Source organism: Paenibacillus sp. FSL P2-0136, assembly GCF_037975325.1.
In the GTDB taxonomy this organism is placed as follows: domain Bacteria; phylum Bacillota; class Bacilli; order Paenibacillales; family Paenibacillaceae; genus Paenibacillus_AQ; species Paenibacillus_AQ silagei.
In genome coordinates, this window is the sequence record NZ_CP150244.1 from 6635547 (window position 1) to 6659170 (window position 23624).

General features: G+C 41.5%; 24 protein-coding genes. All 24 read right to left on the bottom strand.

Annotated elements, in window-relative coordinates; genetic code table 11:
* Positions 1–237: 237 nt before the first annotated feature.
* Positions 238–2742, bottom strand: a complete 2505-nt coding sequence (gene secA, locus NYE26_RS28305) for a preprotein translocase subunit SecA (RefSeq protein WP_036721232.1) — start codon at positions 2740–2742, stop codon at positions 238–240.
* 308 nt (positions 2743–3050) lie between these two features.
* The gene (gene raiA, locus NYE26_RS28310) at positions 3051–3608 is read right to left on the bottom strand and encodes a ribosome-associated translation inhibitor RaiA (protein WP_036721235.1); all 558 of its coding nucleotides are present in this window, start codon (positions 3606–3608) and stop codon (positions 3051–3053) included.
* Between the two features lie 228 nt (positions 3609–3836).
* On the bottom strand, positions 3837–5282 hold the full coding sequence (locus tag NYE26_RS28315) for an S-layer homology domain-containing protein (RefSeq protein ID WP_339251794.1): 1446 nt from the start codon (positions 5280–5282) through the stop codon (positions 3837–3839).
* Between the two features lie 488 nt (positions 5283–5770).
* Entirely contained in the window at positions 5771–5968 is a 198-nt protein-coding gene (locus NYE26_RS28320) for a cold shock domain-containing protein (protein ID WP_036721237.1), read from the bottom strand.
* 241 nt (positions 5969–6209) lie between these two features.
* Positions 6210–6548 (bottom strand): hypothetical protein, encoded by a 339-nt coding sequence (locus NYE26_RS28325; RefSeq protein ID WP_339251796.1) that lies wholly within the window; start codon positions 6546–6548, stop codon positions 6210–6212.
* Positions 6541–6927, bottom strand: coding sequence for a flagellar export chaperone FliS (fliS, locus tag NYE26_RS28330; protein WP_339251798.1), 387 nt, complete (start codon positions 6925–6927; stop codon positions 6541–6543). Before fliS ends, NYE26_RS28325 begins: the two co-directional genes overlap by 8 nt.
* Before the next feature lie 22 nt (positions 6928–6949).
* On the bottom strand, positions 6950–8467 hold the full coding sequence (gene fliD, locus NYE26_RS28335; RefSeq protein ID WP_339251800.1) for a flagellar filament capping protein FliD: 1518 nt from the start codon (positions 8465–8467) through the stop codon (positions 6950–6952).
* A 13-nt stretch (positions 8468–8480) separates the two neighbouring features.
* A complete protein-coding gene (locus tag NYE26_RS28340; protein ID WP_339251802.1) occupies positions 8481–8867 on the bottom strand; it encodes a flagellar protein FlaG in 387 nt (128 codons plus the stop codon).
* Between the two features lie 156 nt (positions 8868–9023).
* A complete protein-coding gene (locus NYE26_RS28345; RefSeq protein WP_339251804.1) occupies positions 9024–9590 on the bottom strand; it encodes a hypothetical protein in 567 nt (188 codons plus the stop codon).
* A gap of 104 nt (positions 9591–9694) precedes the next feature.
* A complete protein-coding gene (locus NYE26_RS28350; RefSeq protein WP_339251806.1) occupies positions 9695–10525 on the bottom strand; it encodes an NAD(P)-dependent oxidoreductase in 831 nt (276 codons plus the stop codon).
* The gene (locus NYE26_RS28355; protein WP_339251808.1) at positions 10525–11013 is read right to left on the bottom strand and encodes an acyltransferase; all 489 of its coding nucleotides are present in this window, start codon (positions 11011–11013) and stop codon (positions 10525–10527) included. Before NYE26_RS28355 ends, NYE26_RS28350 begins: the two co-directional genes overlap by 1 nt.
* A 12-nt stretch (positions 11014–11025) precedes the next feature.
* Positions 11026–11556 (bottom strand): dTDP-4-dehydrorhamnose 3,5-epimerase, encoded by a 531-nt coding sequence (gene rfbC / locus NYE26_RS28360; protein ID WP_339251810.1) that lies wholly within the window; start codon positions 11554–11556, stop codon positions 11026–11028.
* A complete protein-coding gene (locus tag NYE26_RS28365) occupies positions 11553–12782 on the bottom strand; it encodes a class I SAM-dependent methyltransferase (RefSeq protein ID WP_339251812.1) in 1230 nt (409 codons plus the stop codon). The genes rfbC and NYE26_RS28365 overlap by 4 nt, the downstream gene beginning before the upstream one ends.
* 16 nt (positions 12783–12798) lie before the next feature.
* The gene (gene rfbG / locus NYE26_RS28370) at positions 12799–13866 is read right to left on the bottom strand and encodes a CDP-glucose 4,6-dehydratase (protein WP_339251814.1); all 1068 of its coding nucleotides are present in this window, start codon (positions 13864–13866) and stop codon (positions 12799–12801) included.
* 3 nt (positions 13867–13869) lie between these two features.
* Positions 13870–14637, bottom strand: a complete 768-nt coding sequence (rfbF, locus tag NYE26_RS28375) for a glucose-1-phosphate cytidylyltransferase (protein ID WP_339251816.1) — start codon at positions 14635–14637, stop codon at positions 13870–13872.
* Between the two features lie 3 nt (positions 14638–14640).
* Positions 14641–16254 (bottom strand): glycosyltransferase, encoded by a 1614-nt coding sequence (locus NYE26_RS28380; RefSeq protein ID WP_339251818.1) that lies wholly within the window; start codon positions 16252–16254, stop codon positions 14641–14643.
* A 28-nt stretch (positions 16255–16282) separates the two neighbouring features.
* Positions 16283–18169, bottom strand: a complete 1887-nt coding sequence (locus NYE26_RS28385) for a glycosyltransferase (protein WP_339251820.1) — start codon at positions 18167–18169, stop codon at positions 16283–16285.
* 96 nt (positions 18170–18265) lie between these two features.
* Entirely contained in the window at positions 18266–19342 is a 1077-nt protein-coding gene (locus NYE26_RS28390) for a glycosyltransferase family 2 protein (RefSeq protein WP_339251822.1), read from the bottom strand.
* Positions 19343–19435: 93 nt separating this feature from the next.
* A complete protein-coding gene (locus NYE26_RS28395; RefSeq protein WP_339251824.1) occupies positions 19436–20248 on the bottom strand; it encodes a flagellin in 813 nt (270 codons plus the stop codon).
* 70 nt (positions 20249–20318) lie between these two features.
* Complete coding sequence (locus NYE26_RS28400) at positions 20319–21128, bottom strand: flagellin (protein ID WP_339251826.1); 810 nt, start codon at positions 21126–21128, stop codon at positions 20319–20321.
* Between the two features lie 230 nt (positions 21129–21358).
* Entirely contained in the window at positions 21359–21595 is a 237-nt protein-coding gene (gene csrA / locus NYE26_RS28405) for a carbon storage regulator CsrA (RefSeq protein ID WP_339251828.1), read from the bottom strand.
* A gap of 1 nt (position 21596) precedes the next feature.
* Positions 21597–22043, bottom strand: coding sequence for a flagellar assembly protein FliW (gene fliW, locus NYE26_RS28410; RefSeq protein WP_339251830.1), 447 nt, complete (start codon positions 22041–22043; stop codon positions 21597–21599).
* A 69-nt stretch (positions 22044–22112) separates the two neighbouring features.
* Positions 22113–22679, bottom strand: a complete 567-nt coding sequence (locus tag NYE26_RS28415) for a DUF6470 family protein (protein WP_339251832.1) — start codon at positions 22677–22679, stop codon at positions 22113–22115.
* A 15-nt stretch (positions 22680–22694) separates the two neighbouring features.
* Positions 22695–23612 (bottom strand): flagellar hook-associated protein FlgL, encoded by a 918-nt coding sequence (flgL, locus tag NYE26_RS28420; RefSeq protein WP_339251834.1) that lies wholly within the window; start codon positions 23610–23612, stop codon positions 22695–22697.
* Between the last annotated feature and the right edge of the window lie 12 nt (positions 23613–23624).

A 23624-nucleotide genomic window follows, 5' to 3' on the forward strand; every position in this document is an offset into this window, starting at 1 on the left:
AAAGAACAGTTCCATCCGCTTCCTTTGAAGCGGCGGCGCTCTTCCTGCAAACATCCAAAAAAGCAGCCGGGCCGCAAACGGGGAGTCCCCCGGGCCCAGCCGCTTTTTATTGTCATTATAACTCAAGTGCAAGTGCACAAAACAGGAAGTACGATCGGGTGAAAGGTACTCGCAGCTTAACGCCTGCTCATTATTTCACCAGACAGTAAATCTTACTAGCATTAGCTCTACTATATCTTATGCCTGACCGTGGCAGTTCTTATACTTCTTGCCGCTGCCGCATGGGCATGGATCGTTACGGCCAACTGTAGATTCCACATGCACCGGACGCTTCTCAGCAGGCTCTGCGTTGGTGGAGATCTTGTCTTCCTCCACTACCGATTGGCGCTCCTGGTTCGTCTCGATGTGTGCCTTCATAATGTAGGTCGCTACTTCTTCCTGAATGTTCGCTGTCATAGCGTTGAACATCTCGAAGCCCTCGAATTGGTATTCGCGCAGCGGATCGGTACCGCCGTAAGCACGGAGGTGAATCCCCTGACGAAGCTGATCCATGGCGTCGATATGATCCATCCATTTGCTGTCTACGGAGCGAAGCACAATAACCTTCTCAAATTCACGTACCAGCTCAGAGCCAAGACGCTCTTCACGTGCAGAATACTTCTCAAGTACACGGGCGAAGATGAATTCGATCATTTCATCTACTTCTTTGCCCCACAGATCATCACGGGTCAGCTCATTTTCTTCCAAAAGCTTGCTGTTCACATAATCCGCAACCTCTTGCAGCTCCCAGTTCTCCGGGATATCGTCACTGCAGTGGGCATTTACAATACGGTCGATAACCGGCTTGATCATTTCCACTACGATGTCTTTGATATTGTCCGACTCCAGAATTTCGCGGCGCTGCTTGTAGATAATCTCACGCTGCTGGTTCATGACGTCATCGTATTGCAATACGACTTTGCGGATGTCGAAGTTATTGCCTTCTACCCGCTTCTGGGCAGATTCAACAGCCTTGGTAATCATACGGCTCTCAATCGGCTGATCTTCCTCGAATCCAAGACGGTCCATCATGTTCAGCACATTGTCCGCACCGAAGCGCTTCATCAGCTCATCACCTAGGGACAGATAGAACTGTGTCGAACCCGGGTCGCCCTGGCGTCCGGCACGGCCGCGAAGCTGGTTATCAATCCGGCGTGATTCATGGCGTTCTGTACCAATAATATGCAGGCCGCCAACATCGGTTACCCCTTCGCCCAGTACGATATCCGTACCGCGTCCAGCCATGTTCGTGGCAATCGTTACGGTTCCCGGCTGACCGGCATAAGAGATAATTTCGGCTTCAGCAGCATGATGCTTCGCATTCAGCACCTGGTGTCTTACACCCTTACGCTTCAGCATTTCAGATACGCGTTCAGAGTTCTCAATCGATACCGTACCTACCAGCACCGGCTGATTCTTCTTGTGGCGTTCCACAATTTCAGCGACAACAGCGTTGAACTTGCCGTTTTCACTTTTGTAGACCACATCCGGCATATCAATACGCTGATTGGGCTTATTCGTAGGAACCTGAAGAACCTCAAGACCATAGATCTTCTTGAATTCCTCTTCTTCCGTCTTCGCAGTACCCGTCATGCCGCCTAGCTTGCGGTACATCCGGAAGTAGTTCTGGAAGGTGATGGTAGCCAGCGTCATACTCTCATTCTGGACTTCAATCTCTTCCTTCGCTTCAATCGCCTGGTGCAGCCCGTCGCTGTAACGGCGTCCCTGCATCAGACGGCCGGTGAACTCATCGACGATCATAACCTCGTCTTCATTCACCACATAATCGACATCCCGGCGCATAATAGCGTTCGCCTTCAAGGCCTGTACAATATGATGGTTCAAGGTAACATGGCTATGGTCATACAGATTCTCTATCCCAAAAGCACGCTCAGCCGTAGCCACGCCCTTCTCAGTGAGCGCTACAGACTTCACCTTGATATCCACGGTGTAATCCTCTTCGGCAGTGAGCTTCTTCACGAAACGGTCTGCTGCATAATACAGCTCCGTCGATTTCTCAGCCTGGCCAGAGATGATCAGAGGGGTCCGCGCTTCATCAATAAGGATGGAATCGACTTCGTCAATAATACAGAAGTAGAGCGGGCGCTGTACCATCTGTTCCTTATAGAGCACCATGTTGTCGCGCAGATAGTCGAACCCGAATTCATTATTCGTGCCGTACGTAATATCGCAGGCATATGCCGCTTGCTTATCATTATGGTCCATGCCGTTCAGGTTCACCCCAACGCTCATGCCCAGAAAGTTATAGATTTGTCCCATTTGCGCACTGTCGCGCTGAGCCAGATAATCATTTACGGTGACGACATGCACGCCTTTACCCAGCAGCGCATTCAAATACACCGGCAGCGTTCCAACCAGTGTCTTGCCTTCCCCGGTCTTCATCTCGGAGATCCGGCCTTCATGCAGCGCCATACCCCCAACCAGCTGAACGTCAAAATGCCGCATGCCCAGCGTCCGTTTGGAAGCTTCGCGTACGGTAGCAAAGGCCTCAGGAAGAATCTCTTCCAGGGTCTCACCTTTCTCAATACGGGCGCGGAATTCCGCTGTCTTCGCCTGCAGCTCTTCATCCGTAAGCGATACGAAATCCGGCTCCAGCCCATTAATTACTTCGACCGTCTTCATGAGACGTTTGACATCCCGTTCATTAGTGTCGCCAAATATTTTCTTAACAAGTCCTAGCATGGTTAACCCCTTTCATGCAACACAGATGGTGGAACCGAGCCCATCCTCATAGATTGAAAGGGCCATATATGATTTCGATTCCGCTGCTTCATAAATTGTAACAGTTTGTAAGAGAAGCCGCAATACAAGCCGCCCTAACCTTATTCTGTATAATCCCCTTACAAGAGGACAGAAGATGGCATTTTAATGAAACTTCTATATATACGCACAAGAGCCCTATTCGCTTCAGGCGAATAGGGACTCGTCTAATTGTCCACGTTAGGCTGAACCGAAGCCCTTGCTTATTCCAACAATTCCCGGTCCAGAGGTTAGTTCTGCTCGATCAGACCGTACTTGCCGTCATCGCGTTTGTAAACTACGCTCACTTCGGAAGTGTCAATGTTGGAGAACACGAAGAACGTATGTCCAATCATGTTCATTTGCAGAATCGCTTCTTCCACATCCATAGGCTTCAAGGTGAACCGTTTGTTCCGCACAACCTCAAGATCATCATAATCCTGTTCCTGCTCTTCAACAGCAACGGCGCTGCCCGAACCTTCAACGAACAAGGTCTTCAGGCTGCCTTCCTGACGGAACTTGCGATTAAGCTTAGTCTTGTGCTTGCGGATCTGACGTTCCAGCTTGTCCACTACGGCATCGATGGATGCATACATATCATCGCTGCGGTCTTCCGCACGAAGCGTCACACCAGCTAGAGGAATTGTCACTTCCACCGTATGAAGGCCGCGAACGACGCCAAGCGTCACATATCCTTCAGAGGTAGGGGGTGCTTCGAAATACTTCTCAAGTCTGCTGAGCTTCTTATCAACATAGTCTCTCAAAGCGTCGGTCACTTCAATTTGTTGACCTCGAATGCTGAATTTCATAAGGCACTCCTCCTTTGTTTACTTTTCCATTATAGCAAATTGTCAGGGCTAAGTAAAAAACAAATCATGACAGACTTTACATTCACCTAACAATAGATGTAACAGACCTGCCGTAACAACAAACGGCCCGGCTCGAGCATAAAGCCGCCCTCGCCGGACCGAATACTGATTGCTGTATTATTTCACGCTGAAGCCTGGATTATGAATGATTCCATTCATCAAGATTACTTATTTCGTGTGAATACGCAGAAGCTCTACAGGTGACAAGGTGCCATTAGAATCAGTGATAAAGAAGACTTTATACGCTGTATTGGCAGTGAGTCCAGTCAGGTTAATGCTGTGTTTCACAACTGGATTACCTGTAAGAGTACCAGCCCAAGGCGCTGTTAATGTAGCACCCGCACTGTTCTGTGCGTTAGCAATCTGCATTGCCGTTGGATCAGCATCTGTTGCCTTAACCACCACATATTTCAGAGGGGTTACCGGTGTACCCGTCTGCCCGTAAGCAGCATATACATCCGCAGACACTGTTGTTACATTGGTGATCCCTACCTGAGCGACCGACCATGTGCTGCCTGGTGCTGTTTTCACTTGAAGCGGCGTTACGCCGGACCAGTTACCAGAAGCGTCAGCCAGGGCAACGTAAACGGTATAATCCGTATTTGCAGTCAGACCATACACCGAGAAAGCAACGGATGTGCCGCCTGTAGCCGCAACTTGGCCGAAATGAACGCCTGCTGTTGTAGCATTAATCAGTCCGTCTTTCACTTGTGCTGCAGTTGGTGCGGTTACGTTCATGCTGTATGGAGCAACTACATAATACACGGCTCCTGTAACAGAAGGCGTAACATATACATCAGCGGTAACAGAACCTACATGGCCGTAAGTCACGTTGCTTACAGACGGCAAGGTAACGCTACCGCCTCCACCGCCGCCTCCGCCAGTGCCGCCACCACTACCGCCGCCAGGAGCTGGAGTAGCTGTTGGGCTGGTGCTTGGCACAGGTGTTGCAGATGGAGCCGGTGTTGCTGTCGGTGCTGGTGTAGGCGTTACTCCGCCTGTAGCCGGCTTATGCACAACTGAGTTGCTTATAATTCCCACCGCTTCGGCACGGGTAAGGGATTTCTTCGGACCGAAGGTTCCGTCAGGATAACCGTTAATGATCTTCTTCTCAGCCGCTGAGGCTACGGCCACCTTGGCCCAAGCTGCGATCTGAGCATTATCCTTGAACTTAAGCGGAGTAGAGCTTGTACTCAGCTTAAGCAGCTTGGCAGCAATAACTGCTGCTTCCTGCCGGGTGAGCGGGTTGTTGGCCCGGAAGGTATTATTCTCATACCCGCCAATATAACCGGCCTTCACAGCTTTAGCCACTTCACTGTAGACCCAATTGGATTTCTTCACATCCGTGAAGTTAAGAGTAGCTGCTTCGGTGAACCCGAACAGACGATTAATCAGTGCCACATATTCACCACGGGTAATTGCCTTATTCGGCTTAACCGTTCCGTCAGGATAACCACCCAGGTATCCTTTATCCAGCCAGCTCTGCAGTTGCTTCTGCGCCCAGTGTCCTTGAATATCCTTAGGTGCAGGCGCTGCGGACACACTTCCCAGTGATCCAAGCAGCATTGAAATACCAAGTACTCCGGCCGTAAGGCCACGCCACAATTTCTTCATTCTTTTGTTCATCCTCCTGTGAGTTTGATGGGCATAGGCTTCACTGCATGACTTCTTACCAAAAGATCTTTCGGAAGCATACGCCTAAGCAATAATGAGAGTGCAGACTAGGCAACAAAAAAGCCCAACGGTTTCTATTACCCATATTTTGGAGGATGTTAACATTTTTCCGTAACTAATTTTTACAAAGTGTCCAATTTAGGACTCTTTTCATCTCGAAATGTAGGCCATTTACTCGAAATTGAGAATATTTATAAGAAGAATGTAAGAACAGAGTCATACGGTCCCTCCTTACAAAGAACACCTCTCGAACTCTTATCCCCAGCTTTATGCACAGTTTATCCACAACAGACAAAGTCACATCATTAGACAAAAGCAACTTCATTCACTGCATAAAAAAGACCCAAGGGAGATCCCCTGGGTCTAACGCTAGCGTTGTCTCAATTGCTAACCATCTACCATATATGTAGGTCGGCTTCGCCGGATGATTATAATTTGATGACGTTAGCTGCTTGTGGTCCGCGTGCGCCTTCAACGATATCGAACTCTACGGATTGGCCTTCATCCAAAGTCTTGAAACCGTCAGTTTGAATCGCGGAAAAGTGTACGAATACGTCGCCACCATCGGAAGTTTCGATAAAACCATAACCTTTTTCTGCGTTAAACCATTTAACTTTACCTTCCATTGACTAAACATTCCCTTCGTCATCAGATGAACGTGAGTCTTGCTCACAATTCGACTATACCACCGCAGCTTCTCTATTGTCAATTGGAATAGTAAATGATTACTTTCAATAATTTACCAGGGTACAATCGGCATCAGAAATGGATAGAATTCGGTAATATAAGTTACAAAAAAAGGAGCAGACGCTTGTAAATACCCGTCTGCTCCCCTATTGAAACAGGAGAAAATCTATTATTCTATCTTTATTTTTTACGGTCCATCAGGAAGCTGTCCGGGGTGTAGGCGGTCTCGTAGGCGCTGCGTTGGATTTTAGCTAATTCTCTATGTTGAAGCCAATTGGCAGCCTCGCCTTTGAGTTGCTGCATTCTTTCAATTATTTCAGGATCTCGTCTTAGGACTGCCTTCAGATGACTCTCTTCCTCAATAGAGAGAGCAGACTGTCCACTAAATTTTTCTCGAATGGAGTCAATCAAAACCTGACGTTTCTCAACAAATTCCTCTAATTCCTCGAAAGAGCAAGTATTTAATCGATTAGTGATATTCAATGTAATATCAACCAATATAGCGACTTGTTTATCCATACGTGTTGTTATTTACCGGCATCTTAGAGGCTTCCATCCAAGTTAAGCGAAACTCAGTTAAATACCCCAAGGCCTCTTCTGCATGCGATTTCTCCTTCTTTACATTCGCTTGGATAAGCAAGTAATTAATATATTCATAAAGAGAGAGCAAACTGTTGGATATCTCGTAAGAAGGATTCAAAGTCGACATCAATTCACTGATAATCAGTTGAGCTTTGCCTAGATTCAAGTTTGCCTTCTGATGATTCACCGAATCAATCCCCTCGATACCAGCCCTGACAAATCGGATTGCTCCATCAAACAACATTATAAGCAACTGCGCTGGGGTCGATGTGTTAACCGATGATTGACGGTATTTTTCATAAGGAGAATTTATCATTTATGTCACCTTTCAGTTCAAATTAATTAGAGAATAAACTACTTAAACTTGAAGACTGAGAATTATATTTATTCATCGCAGTTTCCATAGCTGTAAACTGTTTATAATATCTAGTTTCTAAATCGCTAAGACGATCCTGCAATGAATTAATACGTGAGTTATAATCCTTTAGCATCCGTCCCATAACACTTTCCGTTTTGTAGGCAAAATTAAGGTCAGTTGAGAATTTTGATGTACCCGCTTTTAACACGATTTTATCTAAAGCTTTGTCTGCTGCAGTAGATAGTCCCCCAAAGATTCCTCCGTTCACCTCAAGCGCAGAACCACGGAATGTATCGCTTACTTTTTGTGGATTATCCAGGATAGCCTGTTTAAGTTTATCCTCATTCAGATAAAGCTTCCCATTTTCATAATATTGCCCAGTAGTAATTCCCATCTCACTAAGAGCACCAAGTTTACTAGTTATTGCTGTACGCATATCTGAAATTGCAGTTTGAAGAATAACATCTCCTTTGAGCAAACCACTTTTCGCTTTCTTCTCCCACAATTCTATTTCCTTCTCGCTCATTGCTTCCTTTTGTTCATCCGTCAGAGGAGTGAAACTTCTGTACTTTTCTTCCCCTATAGTTGTAGCCATTGTGTTGATAAGTTCATTATACGTTTCTACAAAAGCTTTAATTGTCTCAACAGATTTATCAGCATCAGCCTGAGTCTTAATCGTGGTAACTCCGCCCGTAGTGTCGCTTTTAGCAAGAAAAGTAAGCGTAACACCATTGACAGTTAGAGAATTTGAAGTACTGGTATAAACCTCAGCAGTAGCAGACTTACTGCTTGTAATTTCGACCTTTGCTTCTTGGGCCTTAAAAAACGATGCGCTTGTATCACTATAATCCATCTTTAACAGAGTAAGGAGTGAACCACTGACCTTTTGACTTTCAATCAAGTTATCTGTTCCAAACTTATTGGATGTAATCGATAACTTACCACTCACTTCATCAAAGGTGGCTTTGATAACTCCTGAGCCACTATTTATTCTAGCCATAGCTGTTGAAATAGTATCATCCTCAGTAAAAGTAATACTTTCTCCACCATCTACAACAAATGATAGTGGTGATGTCGCTCCACTCAGATTAATCAACTTGGTGTTGAGTGTAACTTTACTTTCATCGGGACTCTTCGAGGTATCAATAGTAAGTTTTGTGGCCGATTCTAATGAGGATTTAGTTGCAAGCTGTGTCACCTTAACCGACATATCCACCCCATTAGATGCCGAGCTAGCCTCTGCCCGAACAGCAGTCGTATTGCCTCCTAGAACTGCTTTTTGAGTGTTCATTTGGGTTGAAGTATTCCACTTAATAAGTTTATTCATTTTTAGATCGACTAATTTAGCATTAAATTCTCTGTAACTGTCCCGCTGCCATTCCATTAATGTCTTTTGTTGATTCAGCTTATCCAGTGGTACGCGCTTAGCTGCCATCATTTTTTTAACTACACTGTCGATATCTAATCCTGAAGAGAATCCGCTAACTCTCATCACCATTCATAATTCCTCCTTACACTTTTTCATCAATAAGAATGCCCGCTATTTCCATCATCTTTGCGACAAGATCCAGCGTTTTTTCTGGTGGAACCTCTCTTATTAACTCGCCTGTTTCTTTATTCATTACCTTTACCATCAGAGCATGAGTTTTCTCATGTATGCTTATCTCTAAAGAGGTGGTTGGCCCTTCTAGCGCTTTTACTGCACGAGCAATAGTTCGGATCAGCTGCTCTTCTCCTACGGGCACCTTGATTCCCTGCTTTTCCATAGCAGTCAGCTCCAAAGCACTCGTAGCTTGCGCTATCCTATTACTAACGTCTTTGTTTGAGGTTGATTCATTTCTCACATTACTAATGCTCCGCTCTACCGATTTTGCGGATAGAGAAAATTGAACGTCCATTCCCATAACCTCCACGGAAACTTGTATTTAGTTTATATATCGGTATAAGATTGAGGTTATTTAGCTTTTTCAACCTATCTCTCTATTTTTTACAGTACAAGGTGTCGATGCTGTTAATCTCTTCATCCCTTTTTACGCTTCTAAGCAAGGATACATCTATATTTCATTTATAAAGAACTGTTGGGCCCAGCATTTCTGTTTAGCTTTATACTCTATTGCCCCATCCTCATCTTTAAAGACAATCATTCCATTCTCAACATTCCGTTTATAAACCGAGGCGCCAATCCCTACTGATACCCGGTCGCCAATGGTACACTCCCCTACAATGGAGGAGTACGGAAGCAAGGAAACACCTTTTCCCAGTTTGGGATAAATACCGTTTTGCGCTCCAACTGTACTGCCCTGCGATGCTATCAAATAATCGCTGTATTGAGCTTTGCCTAATACCGTACCTACGGTATGAAATAGCAGGAAAATATCAGGCAACTTTGTATCATACATGCAGCTAAAGCCATGAAGTGATTTGTTAAGATAAAATATTTTATTGGCTAAGGCAGCATCCCCATTCTCATTCCATACACTATTTGACAAGAACCACAGAAAAACTGCGTACTGATCTGAGTGAAGATGATTTAAAAAGGCAGAGCCGTTCTTGTTATATGACTCAAGAGCTATGTTTGTGAAACAGTAATCAGTCCGCTCCAATGCAATATCAACTGCCACTTTCTCAATCCCGGATTGAAAATCAATAGTTTGATTGTCCGGAAAGAAATGATTAAGTTGGGCAGATATATACTTTTTAAAATCATATATTGAAAGAGAGAGTTTTATAGGATTCGCCTCTTTTCATTAGCGTAATCTCTTATCAATTCTTCCAGCAAATCCAAAGGATTTTGCGGCTTATAATTAAATTCTGTCCGTACACGTTTATTATCAATTTCCAAAAATTTTATAGTTTGAGGATTATCAACAACCTCAACCCTGCATCCCGTAAAAGAAGAAATACGATCTACCCATTGTTTATTTGTAAGGTTAAATCCGCTTGCAACGTTATACATACGATGAACTCCGTTATGAGCAATTTGAATAAGTAAATCAACGACATCGTTTATAGAAATATAATCCTTCTCTGACTCTAACGAAGTTCTTAATAATATTTTACCTTCAACTATCGAATCTTTAATAATAGAATATAAAAAGTTGTTAGAATTAAAATCTGGTCCGCACACATTTGATACACGCGAGACCCTTACATTAGGTTTGTTAATAGTGAGACAAATTGATTCTCCTGTGAGCTTAGATAAATTAAACAAATCTTCTTCACGGAATGGATTAACAAAGATTTCGCTTTCTTCCCCAGCCGTCTCTCCTGGAGGTTGATTTATATAGAGCCTTGTAGATGATACGTATAGAAAGGACTCGTACTTAGCCTTCTCTAGTAAGTCTGCAAGAAAGCTGACGTGTGCCTTTATAGTATCAAATGGGCGATCCCGAAAGTCAGAAGTGACACCTGCACAATAAATAACATGTCCCAGGTGATTATTGAATAGGTTTTGCTCTTTACGACTAGGACCATAAGCTTCCATTTGAAGCTGGCTAAGTTTATTCATAATATGTCTGCCAATAAAACCTTCTGCACCGATAACGGTTGTTTTCATTAACTCCTAATACCTACTTTCCTGGTTGGACTCCCTAAATTGACGGTGTAAGCTTCTATTTCCCCCGCTACCAAGGAGTTAGCTCCAATAACACAGCCTTTACGCAAAATAGCCCCGTCCAAAACAACACAATTAGCGCCAATCCATACATCGTCTTCTATTATAATTCCTCCTCTGCTTTCCATAAATCGTTGTTCTTTTATTGTCATATGGCGAGAACGATATTCATGATTTGTAGGTGCCAGGGTACAGTTTGCCGCTATCAGGACATCTTTTCCAATGCTAATACCATTGCCTGAATAAAGAACACAGCCTGAATTTATGTAGCTGTTCTCTCCGATTAATATATCGCCAGAACCACCAGATGGTTTAATTTTAACAAAAGAGTCAATCATTACTCCTTTTTCGATTACAATTCGTGTACCACGTGAGGATGGCTCAATATCTGCTAAATTTGAAACCTGGGCATGTTCAGATATGATCAGCATATATAATCCCTCCTATAACGTCCAATTAGGATAATTATTATCCCTATCATTGATAATCGGGGTATCTATAGGCCATTTAATTGTAAAGGCAGCATCGTCCCACCGCACTCCGGCACTATATTCAGAACGATAGGTTTCAGACATTTGATAATACACTTCTGACTTATCCTCTAATGTTTGGAATCCATGTGCAAAACCTTCAGGCACATAAAGCATCCGACCATTGGCTTCGTCTAATTCAACAGCAAACCATTTGAGATATGTAGAAGAATTCTTACGTAAATCGATAATAACATCGTATACTGCACCTCTAGTACACCTAATTAATTTAGTCTCCCCGAATGGTTCTAATTGAAAGTGCATTCCTCTCAGTGTACCACGGTGAATATTAAAGGAGGTATTACACTGTACAAAATCATTCGCTAAACCATGAAGTGAAAATTCTGCTTTACAAAAGACCCTGGCGAAATGACCTCTTTCGTCATAGTGAGGCTCCATATTAATTACATACGCCCCTATTAGAGGAGTCTCAGTAAATTTCACGATATCACCGTCATTTCGGGTACTGGAATTATCCATTTACCTCCCCATTCACGTATAAACGTCGTTTGTTCCATGATCTCTTCTTTCAAATTCCACGGAAGGATTAGCACATATTCCGGTTTTGTCCGTTTTAACACATCAGGTGAATATACCGGGATTCTAGACCCTGGAAGGAAAGTACCTTGCTTATAGGAGCTGCGGTCAACTGTATAATCCAAATAATCCCGATCAATACCGCAATAGTTAATTAAGGTGTTACCTTTAGCAGGTGCCCCGTACCCTACAATTGTATTTCCATTGTTTTTAAGATCTATTAGAAGGCCCATAATTCTCCTCTTTACTTCAACTATCTTATCGGAGAAATTTTTGTATGTGTCTATTTCCCTCATACCTAATGAAGCTTCTTGTTCCAGCAATGCTTGAACAGCTTGGCTTATAGAAAGCTCTCTGTTTTCTGAATGCTTTGCATATATCCGAATGGAGCCACCATGTGTCTCCAACTTTTCAACATCATAAATAGAGAGTTTGTGCTGTGCAAATAAATTACACACTGTTGTAAACGAGAAGTATGAAAAATGTTCATGATAAATCGTATCAAATTGATTATGCTCCATAAGCTGGAGAAGATGAGGAAATTCCATAGTAATAGTCCCATGAGAGTTAAGTAGCACCTTCATCCCCTTAACAAAGTCATTGAGGTCAGGTACATGGGCAAGTACATTGTTGCCTAGCAGGAGATCTGCTGTCTTCCCCTTTTCCTTCAAGGCATTTGCTAATTGGGTTCCAAAAAAATCAACTACAGTATCAATCCCTTTTTCTATAGCAGATTTCGCAACATTGGCTGCTGGTTCGATCCCTAATACAGAAATGCCCTTCTCCTTAAAGTACTGCAATAAGTAGCCATCATTACTGGCGATTTCCACCACATTCGTGTCACTAGAATATTGGAATTTATCTATCATATGTTCAACATAATTACGGCAATGGTTTAACCAACTATCCGAATAACTGCTAAAATAAGCATACTCACTAAAAATATGCTCTGGAGTTTCGAAATCTTCTACTTGAACCAGGAAACAATGCTCACAGACATAAGTTCTTAAGGGATACATAATCTCCTTCTGGCTTACAGATTCCACATAGGAGTTAGCTAAAGGCGAAATCCCTAGATCTACAAATATGGTGCTTAGTTCCTCACCGCAAAAACGACAGCTTCCCTTAGACATTCATTGTATCTCCTTATCATAAGGTATGTTTTTCACTTTTTATCTTTTCGTAATCGCGAATTTGTTTTAACGTCAAGTCTTGAATACCCTTACTCATATAATTTAAGTACCAGTCCATTGTCCATTCAATAGAATGGTTTATCGGCAGTTCAATTCTCCAGTTCAGCATACGTGAAGCCTTCTCACTATTTAACACAAGAGTTGAAGCTTCATAGGGCTGAGTAAGGGAAGGATAAAGGACATCTACAGGATAATCCAGATGCTTATTACATTCTTCAATAAGCTGGGCAACAGATATATTTGAAGCTTCGCCAGGACCAAAATTCCAGGAGCCGACATACTTTTCTCCGGATTCTCCCATATTTTGAGCCAGCAGCAAATATCCATTAAGACAATCCAACACATGCTGCCAAGGCCGTATGGCACTAGGATATCTGATATTTAATTTTTGTTTATGGAGTATAGAGCGGATGATATCGGGAATAATCCGATCTGCAGCCCAATCTCCCCCGCCTATAACATTGCCTGCTCTGGCAGAAGACAATAGTTTTCTGCCATTCGAGTAAAATGACCGTTTGTAGGCAGAAGTAATGATCTCCGAACATGCCTTACTTGCACTGTAAGGATCTGTTCCTCCAACGGGATCACTCTCAATAAATCCCTGTAATGAATTGTTATTCTCATAACATTTATCTGTAGTAACATTAATAACAACCCGTACAGATTCTGTATGCCTGGCTACCTCTAACAAATGAGCAGTTCCCATGACATTAATCGAGAAGGTTTCAATAGGTTTACGATATGATTCCCGCACTAGAGGTTGGGCTGCCAAATGAAATATAAACTCCGGTTGAACCTTATGAATAAAGGATTGCAGTTGTTCATAATCCAACATATCACCATAAACAGAATCCATATTTTCCGCCACGCTTGCTAGCTTGTACAGATTTGGGTCACTTACTGAAGGGGTATTGCTGTATCCATAAACATCAGCCCCAAGATATTGCAGCCATAATGCTAGCCAACTTCCCTTAAACCCTGTATGACCTGTGACTAACACCTTCTTGTTTTCCCAAAAGTTCATTCCTTACCACACCTTCCAGGGAGCAAAGCCTGTATCCCACAACTCTTCCAACTTGTTCTTATCCCTTAATGTATCCATCGGTTGCCAGAATCCATCATGCATAAAGGCTGCCAGTTCTCCTGATTTCGCTAATTTTTTCATTGGTTCTTCTTCCCAAATAGTATCGTCACCACTTATTAAGTCAAATATCTGTGGCTCCAAAACAAAAAATCCGCCATTAATCCAGTTACCATCTCCCATAGGTTTCTCCTGAAATCCAATGATTTCATTATCATGAAACTCAAATGCACCGAACCTGCCCGGTGGACGAACTGCAGTCACAGTCGCCAATTTCCCTCTCCGCTGATGAAAATCTATAAGCTCAGTTATATTAATATCAGATAACCCATCTCCATATGTGAAACAGAAAGGGCTATTCCCAATATATTGTTGTACCCGCTTTAATCTTCCTCCAGTTAATGTGTGTTCTCCTGTGTCTACTAAGGTCACCTTCCAAGACTCTGATTTATTTTTATGAATTTCCATCTCATTTGATCTGAAATCAAACGTAACATCCGAAGTATGCAGATAGTAATTGGCAAAAAACTCCTTGATCAAATAACCTTTGTATCCTAAACATACTATAAATTCATTAATTCCGTAGCTAGAATATACCTTCATGATATGCCAGAGCATTGGAGCTCCACCGATTTCAACCATGGGTTTTGGCTTCACTACTGTCTCTTCGCTTAATCTGGTTCCCAATCCACCAGCCAATATTACTGCTTTCATCTGCTATATATCCTTTCTAACGATAATATCAAAATCTACAGCAGAATCTTTTTTCTTTAAGACATTGCTATACGTAAGGGATAACCCCCGATTTGTAAATGCGCTAATTATCTTATTACAATCCAATTCATTAAATTCAGGAAAGCTTAGGCTCATTCCCAATTGACCGCCTAGATTGAGCATACCTGTAATTGTTTTGAATATATGATAATTGCTTTTCAACTTGGTAGCATCGTATTCGAATAGAATATAATCAAAGCTCTTTCCAATCAGATGAGTACTTATTTCATCTAAATTTCCTTCAAAGTAATAATCGGAAACCGTCTTTATATCCTCTAAATATTTATCTTCTAGGCAATAGTTGGTAATTTCTATATTTTGGATCCCTTTGTAATTTAGCATGTTTTTTAATTGTAGAGGATTACCTCCACACTTAGGATTTATCCCCAAAATTGCAGGATTCAACATGGACAATTTAACCGAAAACTCATTGAGAAGCAGAGGATTCATTATCGCATCCGACCACGAATCTAAATTATATTTTCGAATAAATATGTCTCTACTAACATTTAATGAGTTATTATTAATCTGATCTTCTCGAACCGTAACAGAACCAAAGTGATATGTGAATGTATCCTTGCAATATACCAACTTGTATCCCGCTCTTCGAATTCGGAAGCTGATATCATCATCAGCAAATTCTCCATAGTAAAATAACGGATCGTAGTAACCTATTTGTTTAAGTAATTCTGTTCTTACCATTAATACACAAGGAAGAAGTCTTACACGTTCCTCCCATTTTCGGGGATCCGAGTGGTTATATTGATCTGCAAATTGAATCATCTCTTCAATATTATTGTAATCACCATTAATCTGCTGCATATTGCTGATCATGCTCGCACCAGGAGATACATAACCTATTTTGTCATCAGATTCTATACACACCAATAGGTTATCCAACCAACGCGGTGTAAGAATAAAATCATTACATACCCCGGCAGTATATTTACCTGCTGCCACTTTCAATCCTTCATTAAATCCATTAGTGGGTCCTACATTTTTAATTAAATGAAGCGGCTTAACTTGGGGCATAGAATTAAGATATTCTTTAGTTCCATCTGATGAACCATTATTAACCACGATTAATTCATAATTAATATTTTGTGTATATTGCAATATACTCTTTATACACAATTTGGTATATTCTAATTTATTATATGCTAATACTACTATACTAACGAGTGGCTGTTCAGTTAATGAACAGAGCCTTTTATTATCATCGACCAGTTGTTCTATCACATTTACTAATTCAACGTCTTGTGTCACCTCTTTTGCTTTAGCAAAAAAGTAGTTGGATTGAATTAGATTATTGCTTAATTTATAAACGTATCCAAGGTTAAAAAGAACATCTACGAACTCCGAATCAATAAGCAGTCCTTTCCACAATTCATTTTCCGCCTCTTTTAAATTGTCCTCAGCTACGGCTATCGCTGCTCTCATAGTACAAATTTCAACTTTTGTAACTACTGATTCATCAGATTTTATTTCAGATATTATACATTTTGCCTCTTCAAGGTTACCGCTTTGAATAAGTTCTTCAATTTTCTCCTTGATCATGCAAGTCTCCTCGATTCTCTGTTGAATGTTAGGTTGCAGCCATCCATGTTACTATTGGAAATTTCCGTTTGATATCATCTCTAATATCGTTCATACCTTTAACATTATTTTGCTTCTTATAACATTGGTAACAACGCTCATAAGTGCTATAGACAGGATTTAAGTCCATGAGTTGGGAATAGAATAAATGAGCATCTTCGAGATAGTTATTTTGAAAACAAAGATCACCAAGTAAAGTAATAACCTTCATATTATTCGGTTGTTCGTCATATAGCTTGATCAAAAGATCAATTGCTACCTCTGCAAAACTATAATCCGCGAGTAAAAGACATATGTTGTACTTCGTTTCTACGCTTCCCTTCAAAAGGAGCCCTAACACACTTTCAAAGATTTCAAATTCCTGCAGTATGATAAGATGACGGCAAACTTCAATAATCAATTTTTCTAAACCTGTAGTTAATCGAACATTGGAACTATCTTGTCTGTTGACTAAACTCATTAGCACGTCACTCTCTCTGTTGCTTAAATTCAAAAGTGTACGCGCTTTTCGAAAGAGGGCAGGATCCTTAAGAATAACAGAAAGCAAAAGCAGATCTTCTCCCACTTCAACTGGATATTCGGTAATATCAGACCATTGTTCATGTGCCTGCTCATATTTTTTATCATATTGTAAAGACACCGCGATGATATGAGGCGGTGGTTCGATATTAAATTTCCCCACATATTTAATAAGCAACGGGTGCCTCAAGACGTATAGGGTATCCAGCAACAGCCTTAGGTCATTAATATTCTGAACATTGTATATGAACTCTATATTGTGATAGACCTCCTCAACAGGGAGATTTGCTTTCGTTACGATTTCAAAATACTTTTTTAAAGCCGGAGAGTACGTTTTCTTTTCTCGTAGGACCTGAACGGTCTCTTCATAGCTTTGAGTTATTTTTCTTTGTTTGTCATATATTTCAGCCAGCATAAACCGGGCTTTATAACCTCCTGAACCTTCAGTTATCATCGTTCCCTCTGTTTGGTCCCCAAGGAGGAGACACTTCTTGAACGATAATATCGCTTCTTCCTTATAATCTGCCTCCAGGAGCATTTGTCCTTGTACATAACGCATTTCAGAGTCTGAAGGAAATAGCTGAAGGGCATCCCCTATGATTCTTAAACCATCTTCATGCTTATTCAACTTCCCAAGATTCGAAGCAAGAAAGGACAACAAATCCGGAAAAAATGCTTTATTTTTACTCAAAGGGTAGGCTTGTTGAAACAGTTTAACAGCTTTCTCTGTTTCACCAAGTGCTACATAAGTTCTCCCCATATTAAATAAATTGTATCCATTAGGATTCTCATTAACTGCCTTAATCATGATAGGAAGATTTCTTTGCAGCTTATCCTTATCTGCAATCGTCTCTTTGTTGTAACCCGTATGGTGAAGAAGCAGATCCGCATCTCCTCCAACGAAAGAATAACGTTTATCCAATACATTAATATGTTCATGAAGATGATTCTCAAAATAAAGCTTATCATTATTCTTAAATAACCTTACGACTTTATGTGTAAAGGTTTGTGCATAGGATATATAATTTTTAATTTTTAGTAAGTAATAATCCGCATCTGATACAATTTCCTTATAAATATCAGATTTCTCATCCAGATATTCATCCGCATCCATGATAATAATATAATCACAGGTAGCTTGTTGAATACTATAGTTTCTTGCCTCGGAAAAGCTGCCAGTCCATTCAAAGTGGTGAATGTTTGAAGTAAACCTAGTTGCAATCTCTATAGACGCATCTTCTGACCCAGTATCTACAATAATAATTTCGTCCACCTTGCCGGTAACACTTTCCAAGCAACGTGCAAGTGTGTTCTCTTCATTCTTTACAATCATGCATAGTGATACTTTTTTGTTCATCGAGGTATCCTCTCATCATTTCAGAAATTAATAATTATACTCTAGTTATCGGTCTTTTCTCATAACATAATAAGATGCACAATGATTAAAAATTGATTAATTTTCATCATTTTTTTTATTTAGAATATCGAGACGATTTTGGGCCAATTTGTAATTGTATTCAGCTGAAATTTGATAATATGTTTTTGCTTTGACCAAATCACCTGTAGTTTCATAGAATACAGCAAGGTTATAGGCTGCCAGGAAACTTCCTGTTCCTTTAACACTTTCGTAATTTGTAGTATCTCCTACGGACAGACATTTCAAATATGACTCTTCTATTAAGGGGAAATATTTAAAATACTTATCTGTATCACTAAACACCAGTTCCATAAAAAACACTCCACTAGCGAAAAGGAAATCCGGGTAATCAATTAAGTAATGTTTCTCCTTTTCAATTAGAGTAAGCCCTTGTTCAAAATCTTTCAGCTCCAAGAATGTATGCAAATACTCAATTACTACTTGAGGTTTATAAACATCATTATTAGTGATTGACTTATAACATCTTGTTAGGTAAACATTAGCTTTAGCATATTCTTTTATTATCCGGTACTCTTTACCCAGTTGAAATATTGTATATGAGTCATCAGGATTCTGCTCTAACTCGACTTCTAGCATCTTAATATTACGTTTATACTTCTCAGACTTAAAATATCCGTCATGATATACTTCAATAGGCACGTTTTTTCTTGGAAGATCAGAAACAATCTGCTCATGTATTTTACCGGTGTAGAAGGATCCTTTGGGAAACAACCGGGTCACATAAGCCTGCGATTCTCTTAGCTCTCCATTATAATTAAAAATGTTAGTAATTTGGATTCGACCTACGGCATCATGCTTAAGTATGAAGTCGTCTATTTCTTTTCGTGAAGCATGTGTAATCTGGTCATCTGCATCCAGCACTAGTATCCACTCACCACTGCAATGCTCTAAAGCATAGTTTCTTGCACTCGAGAAATCATTATCCCAAATATAATCAAAGATCCGCGCTCCAAAGGTGCTTGCAATCTGCTTAGTATGATCTGTTGAACCCGTATCGACGATTACGATCTCATCAACGATAGATTTTACACTCTGCAAACACCTTCCGATTTTTTCCGATTCATTCTTTACAATCATAGCTAATGATAACATCGCCGTCACCTCACTTAGTTTCTACCCTACATGCGCGGGTTCAAAAAAAAAAAGACCTTAGATAAACTAAGGTCTCTATTCAGACGGTAAAGATTAACGAAGCAATTGAAGAACGCCTTGTGGCTGTTGGTTCGCTTGAGCAAGCATCGCTTGAGCTGCTTGAGCAAGAATATTGTTCTTCGTTTGCGCCATCATTTCTTTCGCCATATCTACGTCACGAACACGGGATTCTGCTGCAGTCAGGTTCTCAGAGGAAGTATTCAGGTTGTTGATTGTGTGTTCCAAACGGTTCTGAACAGCCCCGAGCTTCGAACGTTCTGTAGATACTTTTGCAATGCCCGCATCAACAGCTGTCAGAGCTGTTTGCGAATTAGCCTTAGTCTTCAAATCACCTACAGTAGTCATTAATGCCGCAGCATCCATATCAGCGAAGGTATAAGAAATCTTTTGGTTTGTATTAGCACCCACTTGGAAATCCACAGCAGTTGTAGCGCCATTCCAAAGCTTCTGTGTATTGAATTCGGTATCATCTGAAATACGAGTAATCTCAGTTGCCAATGCCTGATACTCTTGGTCAATAGCTTCCCGGTCAGCCGTCACGTTCGTATCATTAGACGATTGAACAGCAAGCTCTCTCATTCGTTGCAGGATGGAGTGAGTTTCATTCAATGCACCTTCAGCTGTTTGGATCATGGAGATGCCATCTTGAGCATTACGGGATGCTTGATCCAAACCACGAATTTGTCCGCGCATTTTCTCAGAGATTGCCAGACCTGCAGCATCATCTCCTGCACGGTTAATCCGAAGACCGGATGACAGCTTCTCGATATTCTTGCTTGTATTGCTGGTGTTAACTGCCAATTGACGGTGAGTATTCAGCGCCGTAACATTGTGGTTAATAATCATTTTGATTTCCTCCTTGAATGTAACTTCCACATCCTTGTGGAAGTTTTATAGATTAGACTCGAACTTTAGATTAACGAAGCAGTTGAAGAACGCCTTGCGGCTGTTGATTCGCTTGAGCAAGCATTGCTTGAGCTGCTTGAGCAAGAATGTTGTTCTTCGTCTGACTCATCATTTCTTTAGCCATATCCACATCACGAACGCGAGATTCTGCTGCAGTCAGGTTCTCAGAAGATGTATTCAGGTTGTTGATCGTATGTTCCAGACGATTCTGAACCGCCCCCAACTTCGAACGTTCTGTGGATACTTTACCGATAGCCACATCAACAGCTGCCAGAGCTGTAGATGCGTTGGCTTTTGTCGTCAAATCACCAACAGCGGTCAAAGTAGTTGCATCCATAGAAGCGAATGTATACGAAATTTTTTGTCCAGTATTAGCACCAACTTGGAAATCAACCGCTGTGGTAGAACCGTCCCACAGCTTCTGCGTATTAAATTCCGTATCTTTAGAAATACGTGTAATCTCAGTTGACAACGCTTGATACTCTTGATCAATAGCAGCGCGGTCAGCCGTAACGTTCGTATCATTGGATGATTGAACAGCAAGCTCTCTCATCCGTTGCAGGATGGAGTGAGTCTCATTCAATGCACCTTCAGCGGTTTGAATCATGGAGATACCGTCTTGAGCATTGCGGGATGCTTGGTCCAGACCACGAATCTGCCCGCGCATTTTTTCGGAAATAGCCAAGCCAGCAGCATCGTCCCCTGCACGGTTAATCCGGAGACCGGATGACAGCTTCTCGATATTCTTGCTTGTATTGCTAGTGTTAACTGCCAGTTGGCGGTGAGTGTTCAGCGCCGTAACGTTGTGATTGATAATCATGATAATTTTCCTCCCTGAAATATACTGGTTCCACATCCTTGTGGTAACAAGGATCCGTTAAGGTCGGCCGCCCCGCGGGATCTTCGTCTAAATTATATATCGTCTTTAAACCCTCATGAGTTTAGAGTAATCCGGCAAATTTCCATATATTTATTTTGGATTATTTTGATGTCATAAAGAAATACCGGAGATAGCCCTGAGCTACCACCGGTTAAAGTCTTATATCCATATTAATTTTTCGCCTCGCGTATTCGGTCAATAAGTGTGTGAATCTCTGAGGGAGCAGGTGCTGCCGATTCCTGATTGGATTCCTTAATGGATAGATATATTTCTTTACGAAATATATCTATATCACTGGGAGCCTTTATACCAACTTTGACTGTATCCCCCTCTACACTTAAAATTGTAACTTCAACCTGGTCCGTTATGATGATACTCTCGCCTTTTTTTCGAGAGAGAACGAGCATATTAAGCACCATCCTTTCCATAAATACTTGGAGACAACGCTAATAAGCTGTGTTTAGTATGATAGGGTGTGTTGTGCAGTACAATCTGCTTGCCTACTCGTTCTTCTGGGTTAAGCACAAGGGGAGCAAGCAAATTAATCGTAGACTCCTCCACCTTATTCTTCAGGGTTATTACACAACGTACGATTAGTTGGTTATCAATCTTTAGTTCCTTTGCTTCAGCATCAGGAAGATCAAACTCATACGACGGATAGAAGACAAAAGGGTCACTAAGCAGAAAGGACAAGGCCTTATCTTTCGTCGACTGTAAATACCAAAAAGAATGATCAAGGGTAGAAATTAATGCAAAATCAGTTTCCTCTTCAAATCCGGGAATCCCCTTTGAAAAATGAAATACATGTTCCTCATCCACTTCCATTTCCCCCCAAGACAGTGTATCAATAATCATCTGTTTCCACTCCTTCGTACAATATTAAACAAGAAAAGCCGTAGAAGCGCTATCCGGCACATCTACAGCTCACCATTGCAAATTCACTTCAGGCGGAATGAACTGAATAGATGTATACTGCCTCATATATATATCCAGTTTACCTCTTTTATATTCAATATCAGGCCGACGAACAACTACATCTATCTTTATCGCTCCCCTCAAAAACTCAATCCGGGGGCTTCTCGTTTCAAAATGAATATCCACATTATCATACGAAGCGGGGCCACGAATTTCCGGAAATGAAAAAGAATTCCAGTCCCCCCCGTACAATTCTGCAATAGAGTTTCCAGGTTTGAAGAATTCAGCCATTCGATTCCCCTGCTCCACTCGACGTGCAATGCCTTGGAGGTAAATTTGCTCAATACCGGAATATATGCGCCTATTTACCTCAATAAGACTCCCGCCATTATAGGCAGCCAATGCTTTGGATTGATCCACAGACATTTCAGGTTTAAACTGCTGGATATCCCACTGTCCTCTTTCGGATGTAATGTTTAGCTCTGCTTGGTGTTGAATAATTGAGAACTCCCCCATGTCAGAATCAATACCTATCAAACCAGGTGTCTGACGTATTTGAACTACTGACAGTACCAACAGAGAGCACCTCCATTATCTTATGAAATCAACGAGAGTTGTAGATATAATCTTAGCTCCAACAGATAGTGAGGCATTGTAGATGTTCTCTTGAATCTTGGACTTCATAATAAGTTCTTCGTAGTCCGCATCCTCAGTCTTAGCTTGAAGGTCTGTCAAGTTTAAATTCAAATCGCTCAAACGATCCTGCATCAACTCTACGCGATTAGTCTTAGCACCTATTTCAGAGCGGGCTGACAAGATGGTCTCTACGCGAGTGTCAATTATATCAAGTTGTCTGGAAACCGCTGTAATGTTACCAGTTTTCAATCCTTCTGAAATACTGTTTATTATAGAAAACAGATTATCTGTTTCTCCTGTATATCCAAAAATATCGTTTCCTGTCATATTAATAGGTAATTCCACACCCTCACCTACAATATATTGAATTTGTCCTGGGTCTGTTGTAATTACCTTAGTAGTATCGTAGGTGCCATCAGCCCGCTTGGCAAAATCATAAGGTTTGGTAGCATACTGTTCACCATTGAATATATACTTTCCGTTCAGCTTGCTGTTCGCTATATCCACTAGTTGTTCTTTAAGTTGCATCACTTCTTCATTAATACTATCCAAAGCTGACTGTGGATTACTGCCGGTAGAAGCCTGAACAGTAAGCTCCCGCAAACGTTGAACAACATCCCCCGCCTGTCCCAACACCGTATCGTTATAATTCAGCCAGGACAGCGCGCTATCCACGTTCTTCGTGTACTGCTCATTAGAGGACAGCTCGGCGCGGTAGCGGAGGGAATAGGTGATGCCTACCGGGTCGTCGGAGGGCTTGTTGATTTTGCGGCCGCTGGCCAGCTGGAGCTGGGTCTCGTTCATGGTTCGTGCATTGCGGTTCAAGTTAAGCAGCAGCTGTGAGCTCATCATATTGGAGGTGACTCTGATCATGGTATGGCCTCC

What these genes read in the sequence shown, in the direction of transcription:
- secA (WP_036721232.1), bottom strand. Translation starts at nt 2,742, where the DNA reads ATGCTAGGACTTGTTAAGAAAATATTTGGCGACACTAATGAACGGGAT.
- raiA (WP_036721235.1), bottom strand. Translation starts at nt 3,608, where the DNA reads ATGAAATTCAGCATTCGAGGTCAACAAATTGAAGTGACCGACGCTTTG.
- NYE26_RS28315 (WP_339251794.1), bottom strand. Translation starts at nt 5,282, where the DNA reads ATGAAGAAATTGTGGCGTGGCCTTACGGCCGGAGTACTTGGTATTTCA.
- NYE26_RS28320 (WP_036721237.1), bottom strand. Translation starts at nt 5,968, where the DNA reads ATGGAAGGTAAAGTTAAATGGTTTAACGCAGAAAAAGGTTATGGTTTT.
- NYE26_RS28325 (WP_339251796.1), bottom strand. Translation starts at nt 6,548, where the DNA reads ATGGATAAACAAGTCGCTATATTGGTTGATATTACATTGAATATCACT.
- fliS (WP_339251798.1), bottom strand. Translation starts at nt 6,927, where the DNA reads ATGATAAATTCTCCTTATGAAAAATACCGTCAATCATCGGTTAACACA.
- fliD (WP_339251800.1), bottom strand. Translation starts at nt 8,467, where the DNA reads ATGGTGATGAGAGTTAGCGGATTCTCTTCAGGATTAGATATCGACAGT.
- NYE26_RS28340 (WP_339251802.1), bottom strand. Translation starts at nt 8,867, where the DNA reads ATGGACGTTCAATTTTCTCTATCCGCAAAATCGGTAGAGCGGAGCATT.
- NYE26_RS28350 (WP_339251806.1), bottom strand. Translation starts at nt 10,525, where the DNA reads ATGAAAACAACCGTTATCGGTGCAGAAGGTTTTATTGGCAGACATATT.
- NYE26_RS28355 (WP_339251808.1), bottom strand. Translation starts at nt 11,013, where the DNA reads ATGCTGATCATATCTGAACATGCCCAGGTTTCAAATTTAGCAGATATT.
- NYE26_RS28365 (WP_339251812.1), bottom strand. Translation starts at nt 12,782, where the DNA reads ATGTCTAAGGGAAGCTGTCGTTTTTGCGGTGAGGAACTAAGCACCATA.
- rfbG (WP_339251814.1), bottom strand. Translation starts at nt 13,866, where the DNA reads ATGAACTTTTGGGAAAACAAGAAGGTGTTAGTCACAGGTCATACAGGG.
- rfbF (WP_339251816.1), bottom strand. Translation starts at nt 14,637, where the DNA reads ATGAAAGCAGTAATATTGGCTGGTGGATTGGGAACCAGATTAAGCGAA.
- NYE26_RS28380 (WP_339251818.1), bottom strand. Translation starts at nt 16,254, where the DNA reads ATGATCAAGGAGAAAATTGAAGAACTTATTCAAAGCGGTAACCTTGAA.
- NYE26_RS28385 (WP_339251820.1), bottom strand. Translation starts at nt 18,169, where the DNA reads ATGAACAAAAAAGTATCACTATGCATGATTGTAAAGAATGAAGAGAAC.
- NYE26_RS28390 (WP_339251822.1), bottom strand. Translation starts at nt 19,342, where the DNA reads ATGTTATCATTAGCTATGATTGTAAAGAATGAATCGGAAAAAATCGGA.
- NYE26_RS28395 (WP_339251824.1), bottom strand. Translation starts at nt 20,248, where the DNA reads ATGATTATTAACCACAATGTTACGGCGCTGAATACTCACCGTCAATTG.
- NYE26_RS28400 (WP_339251826.1), bottom strand. Translation starts at nt 21,128, where the DNA reads ATGATTATCAATCACAACGTTACGGCGCTGAACACTCACCGCCAACTG.
- csrA (WP_339251828.1), bottom strand. Translation starts at nt 21,595, where the DNA reads ATGCTCGTTCTCTCTCGAAAAAAAGGCGAGAGTATCATCATAACGGAC.
- fliW (WP_339251830.1), bottom strand. Translation starts at nt 22,043, where the DNA reads ATGATTATTGATACACTGTCTTGGGGGGAAATGGAAGTGGATGAGGAA.
- flgL (WP_339251834.1), bottom strand. Translation starts at nt 23,612, where the DNA reads ATGATCAGAGTCACCTCCAATATGATGAGCTCACAGCTGCTGCTTAAC.